This window comes from Streptomyces axinellae (assembly GCF_039532135.1).
Taxonomy (GTDB): domain Bacteria; phylum Actinomycetota; class Actinomycetes; order Streptomycetales; family Streptomycetaceae; genus Streptomyces; species Streptomyces axinellae.
Map to the genome: position 1 here is coordinate 328,074 of NZ_BAAARJ010000007.1, position 15,236 is coordinate 343,309.

Genomic DNA, 15,236 nt, shown 5'->3' on the forward strand with positions numbered 1-15,236 from the left:
TGGAGGGAGCGGGAGTCAGGCCGGGGCCGGGAAGCGGCCGTGCAGGAAGCCGAGGGCGAGAGGGGTGGCGAGGTCGGCGAACTCCTCGAAGTAGGCGTGCCGGGCGCCGGGGACCAGGCGCAGCCGCGCGCCGGGGATCCTGCCGGCCAGCAGCGGCGCGTTCGCCGTCGGGTTGAACGCGTCGTCCGTGCCGTGCAGCACGAGCGTGGGTGCCGTGATGCGGGGCAGCGCCTCCCACGCGTCGTGCTCCGCGCTCGCCCGCAGGTGGCGGAGCCGCGCGTACCCGGGCATCGTCGGGTCGCCCAGCGTGTGGAACGGGCCGGGGCGGCGGGTCTGGTACGCGGGGGTGTACATCAGGTCGAGCAGGGCCTGCCGGGCCGCCGCCGGGTCGGGCTGTACGAGCGAGCGCCGCACCTCGGGCCCGCGCTCGACGCCGTGGGGTGCGCCCGGCGAAGTGCAGCCCAGTACGAGCCGGCCCACGCGCTCGGGCCGGTCGGCGGCCAGCCACTGGGCGGTCCGGCCGCCCATCGATGTGCCGTAGACGTGGGCGCGTGCGATCCCGGCGGCGTCCAGGACGGCGAGCGCGTCGCGGGCGAAGCCGGGGGTGCTGTAGGAGTCGGTGTCGGGCCGGTCGCTGGCGCCCGTCCCCCGGTAGTCCATGACGACGGTGGTGAACTCCGCGGCGAAGTCGGCGCGTACGGGGTCCCACCAGCGGTGGTCGTTGGACTGCCCGCTCAGCAGGAGCAGCGGGGGGCCGGAGCCGTGGACCTCGTAGTACAGCGCGACCCCGTCAGCCGCTGTCGCAAAGGGCATGCCCCCACGCTCTCACGCGGCGGCCCCGCCCTCACGTCCGGCCCGGCGGCCACCGCGTGACGCCCTCCCGGCCCGTCGCGTTACTCCTGCGCGGCGCGCGCTGCGGCGCGTCGCGAGGAGCACCGGAGAGGGAGGAACATCCATGAACGTCGGCCACCAGATGCCGCACACGCGTACGGCGACGAACGCGACCAAGGCCCCGCACGCGACCAGGGCCCCGCACGCGACCAGGGCCCCGCACGCGAACGGGGCCGCGACCGCGAACGGGGCCGCGAACGGAGGCGCGACCGCGCGTGCCGTGCGGCGGGCGGTGACGGCGGCGCTCGCCGGGGCGCTCGTCGCGGGTACGGCGAGCACGGCGACGGCGCGGCCCCAGGGCGACGACGGCTCCTGGCACGGTGAGGGGCTGAGCCTGACCGCGCCGGACAACCGGGTCGCGGACGACTTCATCGACCGCGCCCGCCGTGCCGAGCGCGACATCAGCCCCCAGGTGCGGGCCGCCGCGCAGCTGAGCGGTGCCGAACTCGTCGGCTTCGACGCCCGGTTGAAGTCCCCGGACTCGCTCAAGCGCAAGGTCGCCACCTCCATGAAGGAGACGCCGGGCCAGACGGTGGACGAGGCGCTGGCCCGCATCAACGACTCCGTGCGCTACACCCTCCAGTGGCCCGACGCCCGCTACACCCGGGGCGTCGAAGTCGCCTCCACCACGCTCTCCCACTGGGGCAACAAGCCCGTGAAGTGGTCCAACACCTGGTCGCGCGCCAACGGGTACAAGGCCGTCAACTCGTCCTGGTCCGCGCCCCGCGGCGGCCACCGCTACGAGGTCCAGTTCCACACGCCGGCCAGCAAGGAGGCGCAGCTCAAGACCCACAAGCTGTATGAGGAGCAGCGCCTCCCCAGCACCAGCCCCGAGCGCGCCAAGGCACTTCAGCGGGAGCAGGACCGCATCTTCGCGGCCGTCCCGGTCCCCGCCGGAGCCCCGGACCTCCGGTCTCCGGCCCCGTACGCCGGCGCGGGCGAGCGGACGCGGATCGGCTGACCCGGGATCCACCGGCCGGGTACCCGTAAAACCGTCACCGGTCAAGGGGGTGACGAGAAGAACGGTGCCCACCGGGACGGGACGCCCGCCCGGCCCCTGACATGTCAACAGGCAGGCACCGACGGAGTGTTCGTGTCCGGGAACAGCGCCTGCTGGGCCATCGACCGGGCGGCCAGCAGGGCGCCGTGCACCACCCCCGTGCCGCCGAAGTGACCGGGCCGTACCTCCGTGGGGAGTGGCGACAGCCGGGCGAGCGCGGCCTCGACGCGGGTGGCGAGGGCGGGGCCGCCCGCGTGGCCGAGTTCGCCGCCCAGGACGAGGCAGCCGGGGTCGAGGACGGCGACAACGGCCGCCGCGCCCAGCGCGATCCGCTCGGCGAACGCGTCCAGGAACGCCTCGCCGCGCGGACCCGCCGCCCCCGCCGCACGCACCGCCGCCTCGGCTTCGGCCGTCAGGTTGCCGGTGGCGGGGGTGGCGACGCCGTGTTCGGCGGCCAGGCGGCGCACCGCCGTGCCGCTGACCAGGGAGTGGAAGCCGTTGTCGCAATCCGTCGCCGTCGGCAGCCCGTTCGGCAGCCCGTCCGTGCCCGGGACGGGCAAAAAGCCGATCTCGCCCGCACCGCCCGAGGCCCCCGCGCGCAGCCGCCCGTCGAGGACCACGGCCGCGCCGGGGCCGGCGCCCAGCCAGAAGAGGACGAACGAGTCGCGGTCGGCGGCGACGCCTTGCCGCTGCTCGGCCAGGGCGGCGAGGTTGGCCTCGTTCTCGATGCGGACGGTCGCGGTGAGGCGCCGCTGGAGCAGGGCGATGACCTCGTGGTGCCAGACCAGTCCCGTATCGGTGCGCAGCCGTGCCGTCTCCGCGTCGATCATGCCGGGCGCTCCGATGGCCACGCTGTGCAACTGCCGTACGCCCGCGTCCCTCATCACCTGATCGAGCAGCTCGGCGGAGCGCCGTACCGCCTCGGCCGACCGCCCCCGCGCCCCGGCCGCCACCTCGCCCGCTTCCGCTCCGTGCTTGGCCGCCCAGTCCTTCTCCAGTGCGTCAACGGGGAGCGTGCCCTCCGCGAGCGTGGTGCCGAGCAGGTCCGCGACCAGGACGCGCACGCTGTCGGTGCGCATGTCGAGCGCGGCCAGATACGCCCGGTCGGCGGCGATCCCGTACAGCCGCGCGTTGGGGCCGCGCCGTTTGGCGCCGGACTCCCCGGCGGGCGTGATCAGCCCGCTCTCGCCGAGCCGTTGGATGAGGTCGGCGACGGTGGGGCGGGCGAGTCCGGTGAGCGTCGTGAGCTGGCTCGCGGACAGTGGCCCGTGCTCTTGGAGCAGCTTCAGCGCGAGGCGGTCGTTCAGGGCCCTGGCGGTGCTCGGAGAGGCGGGTGGCATGGCCGGATCCTTTCACACTACCTTTCAGGAAGGGTCCCTGATAGTTTGCGCCACGCCACGTCACGCGGCGCCACGTCCCGCGGCGCAGCACCGCAGCGCCGCCCCGCGTACCGCGGCGTACCGCGGCGTACCGCGGCGTACCGCGAACTCCGGGGAGGGAAAGCCCAGATGACCGCCACCGACAAACCGCCCTCGGCACCGCCGCACATATCCCGCACACCGCCACCCGCGACGGCATCCGGTCCAGGGCCGGATCCGGCGGCGCCCGAATCGCGGCTGCGCCGGGCCCGGTTCGCCATCGCGCTCGTCTTCTGCCTGCACGGCTCGGTGACCGGCAGCTTCGCCACGCGGGTGCCCTGGATCCAGGAGCACGCCGGTGTCTCCGCCGGTCAACTGGGTCTGGCCCTCGCGTTTCCCGCGGTCGGCGGTTCGGTCGCCATGCCGATGGCGGGCGCGCTCAGTCACCGCTTCGGCGCCCGGCCCGCGCTCCGCGTGCTGCTCGCGCTGTGGACGCTCGCCCTGACCCTCCCCGCGCTGGCGCCGAACCTGCTCACGCTCTGCCTCGTACTCTTCCTCTTCGGCGCGACGGCGGGGATGTCCGATGTCGTCATGAACGCCCTGGGCGTCGAGACGGAGCGCCGCCTGGGACGCTCCATCATGTCCGGACTGCACGGAATGTGGAGCATCGGCGCCCTCATCGGTTCGGCGGCCGGCACCGTCGCCGCGCACCTGGGGGCGGACGCCCGGCTGCACCATCTGCTGGCGGCCGGTGTGCTGACCGCCCTGGGCGTTCCGGCCACCCGGAGCGTCCTGGCCGTGCCGAGGGCACCGGCCGCCGAGGCGCCGCCGCGCTTCGCGCTGCCGCCCAGGCCGGCCGTGCTGATCGGGGCCGTCGCGTTCTGCGCCGTCTTCGCGGAGGGCGCGAGCCTGGACTGGTCGGCCGTCTACCTGCGGGACGTGCTCGACACCTCGCCGGGCCTGGCGGCGGCCACCACCACCGCGTTCACGCTGACCATGGCGCTGGCCCGGCTCGCGGGGGACGCGGTCGTCAACCGCTTCGGCGCCGTCCGCACCGTGCGGGCCGGGGGAGCGCTGGCGGTGCTGGGCGGCGTACTGGTGGTCACCGCGCCGTCCCCGGCCCCCGCGCTGGCCGGTTTCGGGCTGATCGGGCTGGGCATAGCGGTCGTCGTGCCGCTCGCCTTCGCCGCCGCCGCGCGCAGCGGCACGGCACCCGCGCAGGCCATCGCGGGCGTCGCGACGATCACCTACACGGCCGGTCTCATCGCCCCCTCACTGGTGGGCGGGATCGCCGATCTCACGTCGCTGGTCGCCTCGTTCGGCCTCGTCACCGCGCTCGCCTGTGGGCTGACGCTGGGTGCGCGACTGCTGCGCGCGCCTCAATGAACAGCACGAAAACGCCGCTCTTTGAACAGCATGAAAACGAACGGAAAAAGGACGGTCAACCGCCGGCCTGAGATGAGCGGGTAAGGACCGGCGGTTGTAAGGGTTCGGTCAAAAACTGGTGGAGAGCCAGGGGCGGATCTGACGGCGGGCGTGGTGCAAACGGGACTTGACGGTGCCGAGCGGGATGTCCAGACGGTCGACGATCTCGGCGTAGTCCATTTGACAGAGGTCGCGGTAGACGAGCGGGGCCACCAGATGCGGGCTCTCCCGCTCCAGCCGCTCCAGAGCGTCGAGGAAGTCCACCCGCGAGCCGGCGATCACGCTCGTCGTCCGGGGGTCGGGACGGCCGTCGGGAGCGCCGCCGTTCTCGGCGGGCAGCATGGGCTCTTCGACGGCCCGGCGCTTGAGTTCGCGGTACTTCTGGCGGGCGCAGTTGGCGACGATGGTGTGCAGCCAGGTACTGAAGCGGCTGCGCCCCTCGAAGCGGTGGATGTGCCGCGCGACCTGCAACAACACATCCTGACCCGCCTCCTCCGCGTCCTCGCGGTAGAGGAGGAAGCGCCCGCAGCGGCGAACGACTTCCGGGCGGATGGCGCGCAGCAGCATGTCGAGAGCGGCGGGGTCACCGGCCGCCGCGCGGGCGGCGAGGGCCTCGTTCTCGGCGGCGGGTCCGGTGGCGGCACCGGCGGAGGTTCCGGAGGAATCCTGTGTCATGGAGGGCTCGGTCACGGCGTCTGTGAAGAGGAGGGACTCACCCAGGCATCATAAGGGGCATGCCTTCACCTGATCAGATCGGCCGGTACCGAGTGGACCGACGCCTCGGCTCGGGCGCCTTCGCTGTCGTGTGGCTGGCCCACGACGACCGGCTGGAAGCTCCCGTCGCGGTCAAGGTGATGGCCGAGAACTGGGCCTACCGCGTCGATATCCGCGAGCGCTTCCTCGCCGAGGCCCGGCTGTTGCGCAAGGCGACGGCCGGTGGCGTCGTGCAGGTCTTCGACGTGGGCGAGACCGATGACGAACGGCCGTACTTCGTGATGGAGTACGCCGACCGCGGCACCGTCGCCGACCGCATGGAAGAGGGCCCGGTGCACCTGAACGAGGCCCTGCGGCTGACGGCGGAGGCCGCACGCGGGACCCAGGCGCTGCACGAGGCCGGAGTGGTGCACCGCGACATCAAGCCGTCCAACGTGCTGCTGGCAGGCGGCGGTACGGCCGGCCGCGAGCGCGTGCTGATCGCGGACCTGGGGCTGGCCAAGAACCTCGCGCAGGCATCCGGGCTGACCGTGGTGGCGGGCTCCAGCGGCTTCATGGCGCCCGAACAGGCCGAGCCCTTCGACGGGATCGACGCCCGCGCCGACGTCTACAGCCTGGGCAGCGTGCTCTACCACCTGGTGACGGGCAAGGTACCGGGCCCGCCGGGCAAGGTGCTGCCGGTCACCGAGGTCCGCCCAGAGCTGCCGCCCCAGGTCGGGCGCGCGGTGGAGCGGGCGATGGAGCCCGACCGCGAGCGCCGCTGGAAGACCGCGGCGGCGTTCGCGGACGCGCTGGACCGTATCGGGGGCATGGAGACCAAGGCCGCCGAGGCGGCTGCCGCGGGGCAGACGGGCACCGTGGAGCTGATGGTGCAGCGGCGCTTCGCGGCGAAGCGGCGCCGCGCCACCAGCCAGTCCGCCGGGTTCCCGGAGGACCCGAAGCCCTTGCCGCCGGGGCCGGATGCCGACGCGGCCCCGGTCTCCCCCTCGTCGCAGGGCACGCAGTCCTCCTCATCGGGCCCGGCCCCGGCCTCATCGGGCTCCGAAGCCTCTGCGGCTGCGGCTGCGGCTGCGGCTTCTGATTCGGCGAATTCGGCGTCCGCCGCGGATCCGGTGCAGGACTCGCCGGTCCCGGCCGCCGCACCGGACGAGCCGTGGGACGCGGTGCCGCCCTCCCACACCTCCCACGGCTCACCCGTCCCGGACGAGCCGTCCCAGGGCGCCTCTCAGGGCTCGTCCGGTGTGGGCGCGCAGCCACGTGGCTCTCAGGCGTCGCAGCGCTCCCGGGAGGCGCAGAGCGCCTCTCCGGTGCCGACGTCACCCCTCGCGGAGGCACCGGAGGCACCGGAGGCCGGGGCCGGGGCCGGGGAGAGCTCGGAGACCTCGGAGGCCCATGAGGGCCCGGAGAGCGCGTCCTCGGAGGCGCCCGCGCGGGAGACCCCCGCCCGCGAGCAGATCACCCCGGAGCCGACGTTCCCGGAGCCGAGGCCCGCGTGGTTCCAGCCGCCCGCCGAGCCCTCCTCCGGTACGCGGACCTACGCCGGGGACCCGGCCCACTCGTCGGCGGCGGGCGAGTCGCCGGTGCCGCACCCCACCGAGACCCTGGTGACCGCGGCGCTCCGGGCCTCTCCGGCCAACTCGCAGACGCAGACGCCGCAGCCGCCGCCCCCGGGACCGCGGCCCCCGGCCTCGGCCTCGGCCGACCGGGGCTCGGACGGGAGCGGCGCCTCGTCCGGCAAGGCTGGTTCATCCGGTTCATCCGGCTCATCCGGCTCGTCGGGCTCGTCGGGCTCGCGGGGGAAGGCCCGGCGCTGGCTGACCGCGGGGCTCGTGGTGGTGGTGCTCGCCGCCGCCGGGGTCGTCGCGGTGGCGCTCAACGAGCGGGCCGGGAACGCGCCGAACGCGAACGACGAGGTGCGGGTGAAGGACGTGACCGGGCGGGTCAGCGTCAGAGTGCCGGGCGTGTGGGCGGACGAGTCGGTCGATTCCGGCTGGAAACCGGCCGCTTCGGGGCTGACGGCGCCGCACGCCCCCGGGCTGATCGTCGCGCAGGACGCGAGCCGCTGGCAGGACCTCACGGCCTCGGTGAGCGGTGTCTTCGTCGGACTCGCCACCGGAAAGGCCGAGGGGGTCGAGGACGCGGAGAAGACCAAGACCGCCGTCGCCGACAAGGTGGCGAGAATCAGCCATAACGGCTGTAGCTACACCGGAAGCCGTGACTACAAGGGGAAGTCGTGGCGGGGGGAGGTGCGAAGCTGGTCCTCGTGCGACTCTCCGGGGCACTCCCTCGAAGAGATCGGACTCGCCTCCACCCGTAAGGGGGGCCCCGCCGTCTACCTCCAGATCCGGTGCGACGAGGACTGCTCCGCGCGCACCGACCGGGTGCTGGACAGCTTGCGGGTGAGCGCGGCCGGGCGTAAGGACAAGAGTGGTTCATAGGCGCACGCCCCGGTGGCCGGTGGTCGGCGCCCATGGGGTGGGACTCTGCCTTGCGAGACTCTTCCTTGTGAGGTAAGTCTCACTCCTGCCAAGAGCCCTTCTCGTGTGGTCCACCCACCCGTAAGACGACCTGTCCGGGGCAGGAGGCACCCTGAGAGGGGGCAGCGTGGCTCTTCAGGGGCCCGCGCCCGCGACACCGCGACCCGCGACACGGAACACCGCGACACGGAACACCGCGACACAGAACGATCAGGGAGCACGCCAGCGATGACACAGGACGACGGCATGACGGCGACCGGGCGGCAGCGCTCCGCCTCGCGCGCGAGTGTCCGTCCACGGCGGCAGGCGAGCCGTATCGCCGCCACCGCGACCGTCGCGCTGACAGCGGGGGCGCTGCTGACCGCATGCGGTGAGGGCGGCCCCGGCACCATGGGCCCGCACCGGGTGGAGGGCCAGGCGGCCCCCGCCGGGGCGGACCGGACGGATCAGGGGCTGCACGACAAGAAGAGCAAGGACGAGGGCAAGGCCGGCGGTTCGGCAGGCGGTTCCGCCAACGGCGGGGGCACGGCAGGCTCTTCCTCATCCTCCTCGGCCGGCGGCGACCCGGGCGACGGCGGCTCCGGCGGAAAGGGCGGAAACGGCGGCGGGAGCGGCGGTTCGGGCACCGGCTGCCAGGCCGGAGACCTGGCCGCGCACTTCGGGCCGCAGCGCTCGGGCGCCGGTCAGGTCAACTACTCGCTCGTGTTCACCAACAACTCCGGCAACACCTGCACGATGCACGGCTATCCGGGGCTCGCCTTCATCAACAGCGCGGGCGACCAGGTGTCCGTGACCCCGGAGCGCGCTCCCGGCAGCACGGACAAGGTCTCCCTCCCCCCGGGCGCGAGCGCGTGGGCCCCGCTCTCGTACGCCAACCCCGGGATGACCGGGGTCCGGACGGTCGCCCCGGACGGCGTCCGGGTCACCCCGCCCGACCAGACGCAGTCCCTTCAGATCGACTGGACCGGCGGGCCGGTCACCGACTCCGACGAGGGCTCGGTACCGAAGCTCGGCCCGCTGGCCCCCGGCACGGGCGGCTGACCCGGACCGGGCGGCGGTCCGAGTCGCCGAGCGGCGGCCCGTGGCGCTCGGCGGCGCCCAGTGTCGTGGCTCAGCGGCGGTGGAGGGTCGCCGTCAGCGGGCCCCGGGGGCGGAGTGTCACGCCGAAGACGGGGACCGGGCGCTGACCCGTGAACCGGGGCGTGAAATGCGGCAACAGCGTCTCCAGCAGCACTTGCGTCTCCCGCAGCGAGAAGTGCTGCCCCAGACACGCACGGGCCCCCACCCCGAAGGGCTGGTACGTGCCGGGGTGCGGCCTGGCCGCGAAACGGCGGGGGTCGAAGGAGGTCGCCGCCGGCCACCAACTCGGGTCACGCTGCGTGAGATACGGGCACACCAGCACCCGGGTGCCCGCCTCGATCGTGTGCCCGCCCAGCTCCGTGGTCACGGCCGCGTGCCGGGGCATCAGCCAGACCGAGGGGTAGAGCCGCAGCGCCTCGCCGACCAGCGCCTGATACCCGGCCGGCCCCTCGCGCAGCGCCCACTCGCGCCATTGAGGGTGCTGGTCCAGCAGGAGGTGGAGCCAGCTCAAGGCGGTGGCGGTCGTCTCGTGCCCGGCGACGATCAGCGTCACCAACTCGTCCCGCAGCAGTCGGTCCGGCAGGTCGGTCAGGCTGTGCAGGATCCCCGTCTTGGCCGCCGGACCGTCCTCCCGTGCGGCGGCGATGGCCCGCGCCGCGACGGCGTCGATCCGCGCGAGCGCCGCCGCCTGCGCCTGGTCGCCGCTGTCCTGGCCGTCGCTGTCCTGGCCTTCGCTGGTCTGGTCGCCGACAGGCGGGCCGCCGCCGTCCTGGTCGCCGCTTTCCGGGCCGCCGCTCGGGGTGCTGCCCGTGGTCGGGAGGGCGGCCACCACCGTGTCGATGGCGGCCAGTTCGCTCTCCGTCCGCGCGTCCAGAGCGGTGCCGGTCAGCAGCCGCCAGATGGTGTCGAGGGCGAAGAAGCGCATGTCCTGGCCGATGTCCGTCGGCTCTCCCGTGTCGGCGAGGGCGTCCCAGCGGCGGGCGACGCGCTGCGCGGCGCCGTTGATGTGCTGTGCGTAGCGGCGGACGGCTGGGGCCGTGAAGTGCGGCTGGAGCGTGCGGCGTTGGCGCTTCCACGGGTCGCCGGTGGCGACGATCAGCCCGTCTCCGAGGAGCACGCGCGCGCGGTGTGCCTGTTTGGTGTAGGAGGCGGCGTCCTGGACGAGGACCCGCAGTGTGTCCGCCGGCCCGGTCACCAGCACTGCCCGCTGGGAGCCGAACCGCACTTCGCTGACCGGGCCGCGCTGCCAGGCCGCGTGCAGATGATCGATGAGCGGCGTCTTTGACATAACCCGGCGCATCCTATTCGATGCGCTGCGTATCCACGCCGGGCCCGGGGAACGGGTCCGCCCGGGTGAACGGGCCGCCCGGCGAGAGGAGTCGCGGTCCGTGGCGCGGTGCGTTTCGCAGTGCGAGTTGCGAGGCGTGCCGCAGTGCCGACGGCGGCAGTCGTGTGAGGTGTGCGTGATCACTGCTGGTGTGTACGCGGCTCCGGTGCCGCTCTCTCCTGTGCCCGCCCGGCTGTTGGCCGCGCGGGCGCGGCTGGCGGGGCGGGTGCGGGGGCGTGTGGGCGCGGGCGGGCTGGTGGCGGCGCCGTGCGAGAGCCGGGTACTGGAGTCGGCGCTGCTGCTCGGCCTCGTCAGCCGGCTCGTCCCCGGGGACCCGGCGTGCGAACGGCTGACGTACTACGTCAAGCACGCCCTCGACACCGGTCCGCCCGATCCCGTGCAGAGCGCCGTGGCCCGCGCCGTGCTGGGCGAAGTGGTGGCCGGGCGCGAGGAGACCGAGCGGATACTGGTGCGCTTCCCGCACTTCACGGCCGGGCGCAAGCGCCTGATGTTCCAGACGCTGCTGGCCCACCTCGGCGCCGCGCCCTGGCCCGAACTGCCGCTCGGCCACTACGCCGCCTTCGCCGCCTCTGGACAGTCCTGGCTGGGCCTGGAGATGACGGCGCTCAAGGTGCTCGCCGCGCACGGCACGGGCCGTACGGCCGAGCTGGGGCCCGGCGATCTGGACGCGCTGGCGCCCGCGCTGCGTCCGGGGCCGGTGTGGGAGGCGAACCATCTCGCCCGGCTCATCGGCCTGCTGGCGCTGTGCACCGAGGGCACGCGCCGCGCCGAGACCGCCGCCGTGGTGGGACGCGTGGCCCGGCAGCTGCGGCCGGACGGCGGGCTGCCCTTCATCACCGGCATGGATGTGTTCGCCACGGTCACCGGCGGGCTGGCGCTGACCGCCGCCGGGTACGGGGCCGACGCCTCGGTGCGGCGCATGGCCGACGCGGTGGCCTCCCAGCAGCACGCCGACGGCGGCTTCGGCTTCACCCGAGGGGTACGGCAGAGCGACGCGGATGACACCTGCTACGCGCTGGAGTTCCTGCGCGCGCTCGCGCCGGCCCGCCATGTCCGCGTCGTCGAGGCCGCCGAGGACTACCTCGTCGCGCTCGCCAACGAGGACGGCGGCGTCCCCACCTTCGCGCGCGGCATCGAATCGGAGACGGCGATGACGGCGGGCGCCGCGAACGCGCTGGCGCCCAGCACCCGTCCGGGCCCGCGCCATGCCGCCGAGGCGGCGGCCCGCTTCCTGGCCCGCGCGGCGCGGGAGGCGGCGGCGGGCGACGGTCCGGGCGGCGCGCTGCACGAGCGCAGCTGGAGCCGCAACCTGACCAACGCGCTGCACCGCACCGTGCTGGCGTGCGAGTCGCTGACCCGTACCGGCCTGGACGTTCCGCGTGAGCGGCTCGCGGTGCTGCGCGAGCGGCTGCTGGCGCAGCTGGTGGAGCGGCGGCTGCCCGACGGGGGCTGGGGCCACGAGGACAGCGGCCCCAGCGACCCGATCAGCACCGCCTACGCGGCCGTGGCGCTCAGCCGTTCCGCCGAGCACGCGCTCGAACTGCGCTCCGCCGTGGACTACCTGGCCGACCGGCAGCGGCCCGATGGCGGCTTCACCTCCGTCCCCGACCAGGCGGGCCCGCGCCCGCTCCTGTACGACGCGCCCGCGCTCGCCGACATCTGCGTGCTGCTGGCCTGGGGCCACGCTTTCGGCACGCCGGGCCGCGCCCCCGAACCGGGCCGCGCTCCTGCGCCGGGCCGCGCCCCCGCTACAGCCCCGAGTGCCGCCGCTCCACGCGCAGCCGCAGCGCGTGCGGCACCTGCATCGTCCGCAGCCGCGCCCGCGGCGCCCTTCCGGCGGCCGGGGTCAGCGTCCAGCGGGTGAGGACGGTGCTGGTGGCGACGGCAAGCGACGTCAGCGCGAACTGGTCGCCCAGACACCGGCGCGGGCCCGCGCCGAAGGCCAGAAAGGAGCGGTCCCTGGCCGAGGGGCCGCGCTCGGGCCAGCGTTCGGGGCAGAAGCTCCCGGGCTCGGCGAAGACGTCCGGCGCGTGCTGGAGCTGGTGCGGGCTGAAGTAGAAGTCCGTACCTGCGGGGAAGCGGTAGCCGCCCAGGCGCACCTCGCGCACGCTGGTGCGCAGCAGCATCCACAGCGGTGGACGGCAGCGCAGCGTCTCCGCCGTCGCCCGGCGCAGCAGCGGCATCCGCTCCAGGTCCGCCAGCGTGACGGGCCGCTCGCCCGCCACCGCGTGCAGCTCGTCGCGGATCCGGTGCTGGAGCGGCAGGTCCCGGCTGAGGTGGTGCAGTTGCCAGGCCAGCGCGCTGACGCTCGTCTCCGTGCCCGCCATCAGGAGCGAGACGAAGTGGTCGCGCGCCTCCTCGTCGCTCGCCGGCCCGCCCCCCTGCGGGCTGGTCTCCAGCAGCGCGGCCAGCAGTCCGGAGCGCTCGTCGGCGGCGCGGGCGCGCGCCTCGGGCACGGCGGCGCCGCACGCCTCGCGCAGTGTGCGCAGCGAGGTGTCGAAGCGCCGCCGCAGCAGGGCACCGGCCTGCGGGGGCAGGACGGTGCGCAGGAACAGGTCCTCGATCAGCCGCGCCGAGGCGGTCGCCAGCCGGTCCACCTCGACGGTGGAGAGCACGGGCAACAGCGTGCGCACGGCGGTGCGGTGCGCGTACAGGACGCTGCCCCGGACGATGTCGGCCTCGCCGCCCGACGTCCAGCTGTCCGCGACCCGCCCGGCCTCCAGACGCATGGCGGGCACGGCCGCCGCGATCCGCGCCCGGCGGAAGACCGGCCGCATCCGGCGCCGCTGGTGCGGATGTTTGCCGGCCGAGGCGGTGACGAGGGTGTCGCCGAAGATCTCGCGCGCGTTCCGGTAGAACTGCCCACCCTTGTCGAAGTCCCCGGCCCGGCCCGCCAGCACCTCGTGCACCAGATCGGCGTCCGTGACGAGATAGCTGGGCCGCCCCCACAGCCGCAGCCGGTGGATGCCCTCGCCCGAGCCGGAGGCCGCGCACCGCGCCAGCCAGGCGAGCGGGTCCCGCAACAGGGCGGCGGCATGCCCCACCACCGGCAGCGCCCCCGGGGCCGGCGGAATGCGCGGCGACCGGCCCGGAGGGGGCGAGGGGAGCGGGCGGGGCGAGGGGAGCGGCGGGGAGGTCGGCCGGGGTGGGGACGACGGGAGGGGCTGGGACGGTGGGAGGGGGGCGGCGCTGCTCTGCGACGACAAGGCTTCTCCTCGGTGACCGACTGCGGCGGCGGAAGCGTCCGGCCCGCGGGGCGGACCGGCGGCGGGGGCGGCCGGCCTGTGGGGCGGGCGCTCCGAACGGACTTCACCGGGGCGCCGCCCGCCCCGTCCCCGTCGCGGACCCCGGGCCACCCCCGCGAGTGAAGCTCTTCACCCGTCCGAAGTGCGCTGCGCCCACCGATGTTTGGCGGCGCCCCGGTTTTTGCTGTGATGGCCGGGTTATGCCCCTCGTCCCCGCGCCTGCCCCGGGCGGGCTCCCTCTCCTCGGCCATGCGCCCCGGATGCTGCACCGGCGGCTCGCCTTCCTCGAATCGCTGCGCGAGCTGGGCCCCGCCGCCACCGTCCGGCTCGGCCGCGAGACCGTGACCGTGCTCAGTGACCACCGCCTGGTGCGCGACGTCCTCGCCGCGCGCGCCGCCGACTTCGGCCTCAGCTCGCACTTCCGCGTGATGAAGCGGATCATCGGCAACGGCCTGCTCGCCACCGACGGCCCCTTCCACCGTGACCAGCGCCGCGCGCTGCTGCCCCCGCTGCGGCAATCCCGGCTGCCGTCCTACGCCGAGACGATGTCCGAGCTGACCGAACGGCACCTGGCGGGGCTGGCGGACGCGCGTCAGCCCGTCGATACCGACCGGATGCTGATGGCGCTCGCCACCGAGAACGCCACCCGCTGCCTGTTCTCCTCCGGTATCGGCGCACATCAGGTGGCGCGTGTCGCCGAGGCCGTGCCCGTCGTCATGGCGTGGGCGGGCAGCCGGGGCATGGATCCCACCGGCCTGCTGACCCGGCTCCCGGGGCCCGTCAGCCCGCTCAACCGCCGCTTCCGGCACAGCATGGCCGCGCTGAACACCGTCGTCGGCGACCTGATCGCCGCTCGCGGCGACGGCGCGTGCGGGGACGGCGCGTGCGGGGACGGCGCGTGCGGGGACGGCGCGTGCGGGGACGGCGCGTGCGGTGACCTGCTGGACGCGATGCTGTGCGCCGCCGACTCGGGCCCCGGCGCGCGGATGTCCCGTCGCCAGGTGCACGACGAGGCGATGTCGTTCCTGATCGCGAGCACCGAATCCGTATCCCGCACCCTCACCTGGGCCCTGCACCTGCTGGCCCGGAACCCCGGAGCGCGGCGCGCGCTCCACGCGGAGGCCGACGCCGTGCTCGCGGGGCGCACGGCCCGCTGGGACGACCTGCCCCGCCTGACGTACACACGCGGGGTGCTGAGCGAGGCGCTGCGGCTGTATCCGCCCGGCTATCTCATCTCCCGCACCGCCGTGCGGGACACCGCGGTGCACGCCGAGGGGCTCGGCGAACTGCCGCTCCGGGCGGGCTCGATGGTGATGTTCTCCTACTACGCGCTCCAGCGTGACCCGAAGCTCTTCCCCGAGCCCGCCGCCTTCCGCCCCGAGCGCTGGACCGGCGGCCCCGTCCCACCCGTGGCGGGCCCGGCGCTGCGGGCGTATCTGCCCTTCGGCCTCGGCCCGCACGGCTGTCCGGGCGAGAGCTTCGCCTGGACGGAGATGACCCTCGTGCTGGCCTCGCTCGCGGCGCGCTGGGAGCTGCGCCCGGTGCGTGAGGGGCCGTTGTGCGCCGTCGCCGCGTTCTCGTTGGGCTTCGACGACGCTCGGATGACGGCGCTACCCCGGGTGCGGGACGCCGCGGCGCCGCCCCCGTCCGTCCCTTCGCCCCGCGCCATCCCCGTAACCCACCCGACAGGGAAGTGAC

11 protein-coding genes are annotated in these 15,236 nt (G+C 74.7%); 6 read left to right on the forward strand and 5 right to left on the reverse strand.

The features are described 5' to 3' along the window. Positions 1 to 15 precede the first annotated feature (15 nt). Positions 16 to 813 (reverse strand): alpha/beta fold hydrolase, encoded by a 798-nt coding sequence (locus tag ABD339_RS13325; protein ID WP_344565551.1) that lies wholly within the window; start codon positions 811 to 813, stop codon positions 16 to 18. 142 nt (positions 814 to 955) lie between these two features. Between ABD339_RS13325 and ABD339_RS13330 the strand changes: the two genes are divergently transcribed. Further along, the gene (locus ABD339_RS13330; RefSeq protein WP_344565553.1) at positions 956 to 1,852 is read left to right on the forward strand and encodes an ATP nucleotide 3'-pyrophosphokinase; all 897 of its coding nucleotides are present in this window, start codon (positions 956 to 958) and stop codon (positions 1,850 to 1,852) included. 104 nt (positions 1,853 to 1,956) lie between these two features. On the opposite strand, the gene ABD339_RS13335 is transcribed toward ABD339_RS13330, so the two are convergent. Further along, positions 1,957 to 3,231, reverse strand: coding sequence for an ROK family transcriptional regulator (locus tag ABD339_RS13335; RefSeq protein ID WP_344565555.1), 1,275 nt, complete (start codon positions 3,229 to 3,231; stop codon positions 1,957 to 1,959). A gap of 168 nt (positions 3,232 to 3,399) precedes the next feature. Between ABD339_RS13335 and ABD339_RS13340 the strand changes: the two genes are divergently transcribed. After that, positions 3,400 to 4,635, forward strand: a complete 1,236-nt coding sequence (locus ABD339_RS13340) for an MFS transporter (protein WP_344565557.1) — start codon at positions 3,400 to 3,402, stop codon at positions 4,633 to 4,635. Positions 4,636 to 4,743: 108 nt separating this feature from the next. Here ABD339_RS13340 and ABD339_RS13345 read toward each other — a convergent pair whose 3' ends face one another. Beyond that, entirely contained in the window at positions 4,744 to 5,349 is a 606-nt protein-coding gene (locus ABD339_RS13345) for an RNA polymerase sigma factor (protein WP_344565558.1), read from the reverse strand. A 59-nt stretch (positions 5,350 to 5,408) separates the two neighbouring features. Here ABD339_RS13345 and ABD339_RS13350 point away from each other — a divergent pair, with 59 nt between their 5' ends. Together ABD339_RS13350 and ABD339_RS13355 are read left to right on the forward strand one after the other, a co-directional pair. Next, positions 5,409 to 7,826, forward strand: coding sequence for a serine/threonine-protein kinase (locus ABD339_RS13350; protein WP_344565559.1), 2,418 nt, complete (start codon positions 5,409 to 5,411; stop codon positions 7,824 to 7,826). A gap of 267 nt (positions 7,827 to 8,093) precedes the next feature. Then, positions 8,094 to 8,906, forward strand: coding sequence for a DUF4232 domain-containing protein (locus ABD339_RS13355; RefSeq protein ID WP_344565561.1), 813 nt, complete (start codon positions 8,094 to 8,096; stop codon positions 8,904 to 8,906). A gap of 70 nt (positions 8,907 to 8,976) precedes the next feature. Here ABD339_RS13355 and ABD339_RS13360 read toward each other — a convergent pair whose 3' ends face one another. Further along, positions 8,977 to 10,233: a cytochrome P450 gene (locus tag ABD339_RS13360; RefSeq protein ID WP_344565563.1), complete on the reverse strand. Its 1,257-nt coding sequence runs from the start codon at positions 10,231 to 10,233 to the stop codon at positions 8,977 to 8,979. Positions 10,234 to 10,438: 205 nt separating this feature from the next. On the opposite strand from ABD339_RS13360, the gene ABD339_RS13365 reads away from it, so the two are divergent. Further along, positions 10,439 to 12,157, forward strand: coding sequence for a prenyltransferase/squalene oxidase repeat-containing protein (locus ABD339_RS13365; RefSeq protein ID WP_344565565.1), 1,719 nt, complete (start codon positions 10,439 to 10,441; stop codon positions 12,155 to 12,157). Here ABD339_RS13365 and ABD339_RS13370 read toward each other — a convergent pair. Next, positions 12,042 to 13,337, reverse strand: coding sequence for a cytochrome P450 (locus tag ABD339_RS13370; RefSeq protein WP_344565567.1), 1,296 nt, complete (start codon positions 13,335 to 13,337; stop codon positions 12,042 to 12,044). The two genes, ABD339_RS13365 and ABD339_RS13370, sit on opposite strands and share 116 nt — an antisense overlap. A gap of 401 nt (positions 13,338 to 13,738) precedes the next feature. Between ABD339_RS13370 and ABD339_RS13375 the strand changes: the two genes are divergently transcribed. Further along, positions 13,739 to 15,235 carry a cytochrome P450 gene (locus ABD339_RS13375; RefSeq protein WP_344565569.1) on the forward strand — a complete coding sequence of 499 codons (1,497 nt, stop codon included), beginning with the start codon at positions 13,739 to 13,741 and terminating at the stop codon, positions 15,233 to 15,235. The last annotated feature ends 1 nt before the right edge of the window (position 15,236 follow it).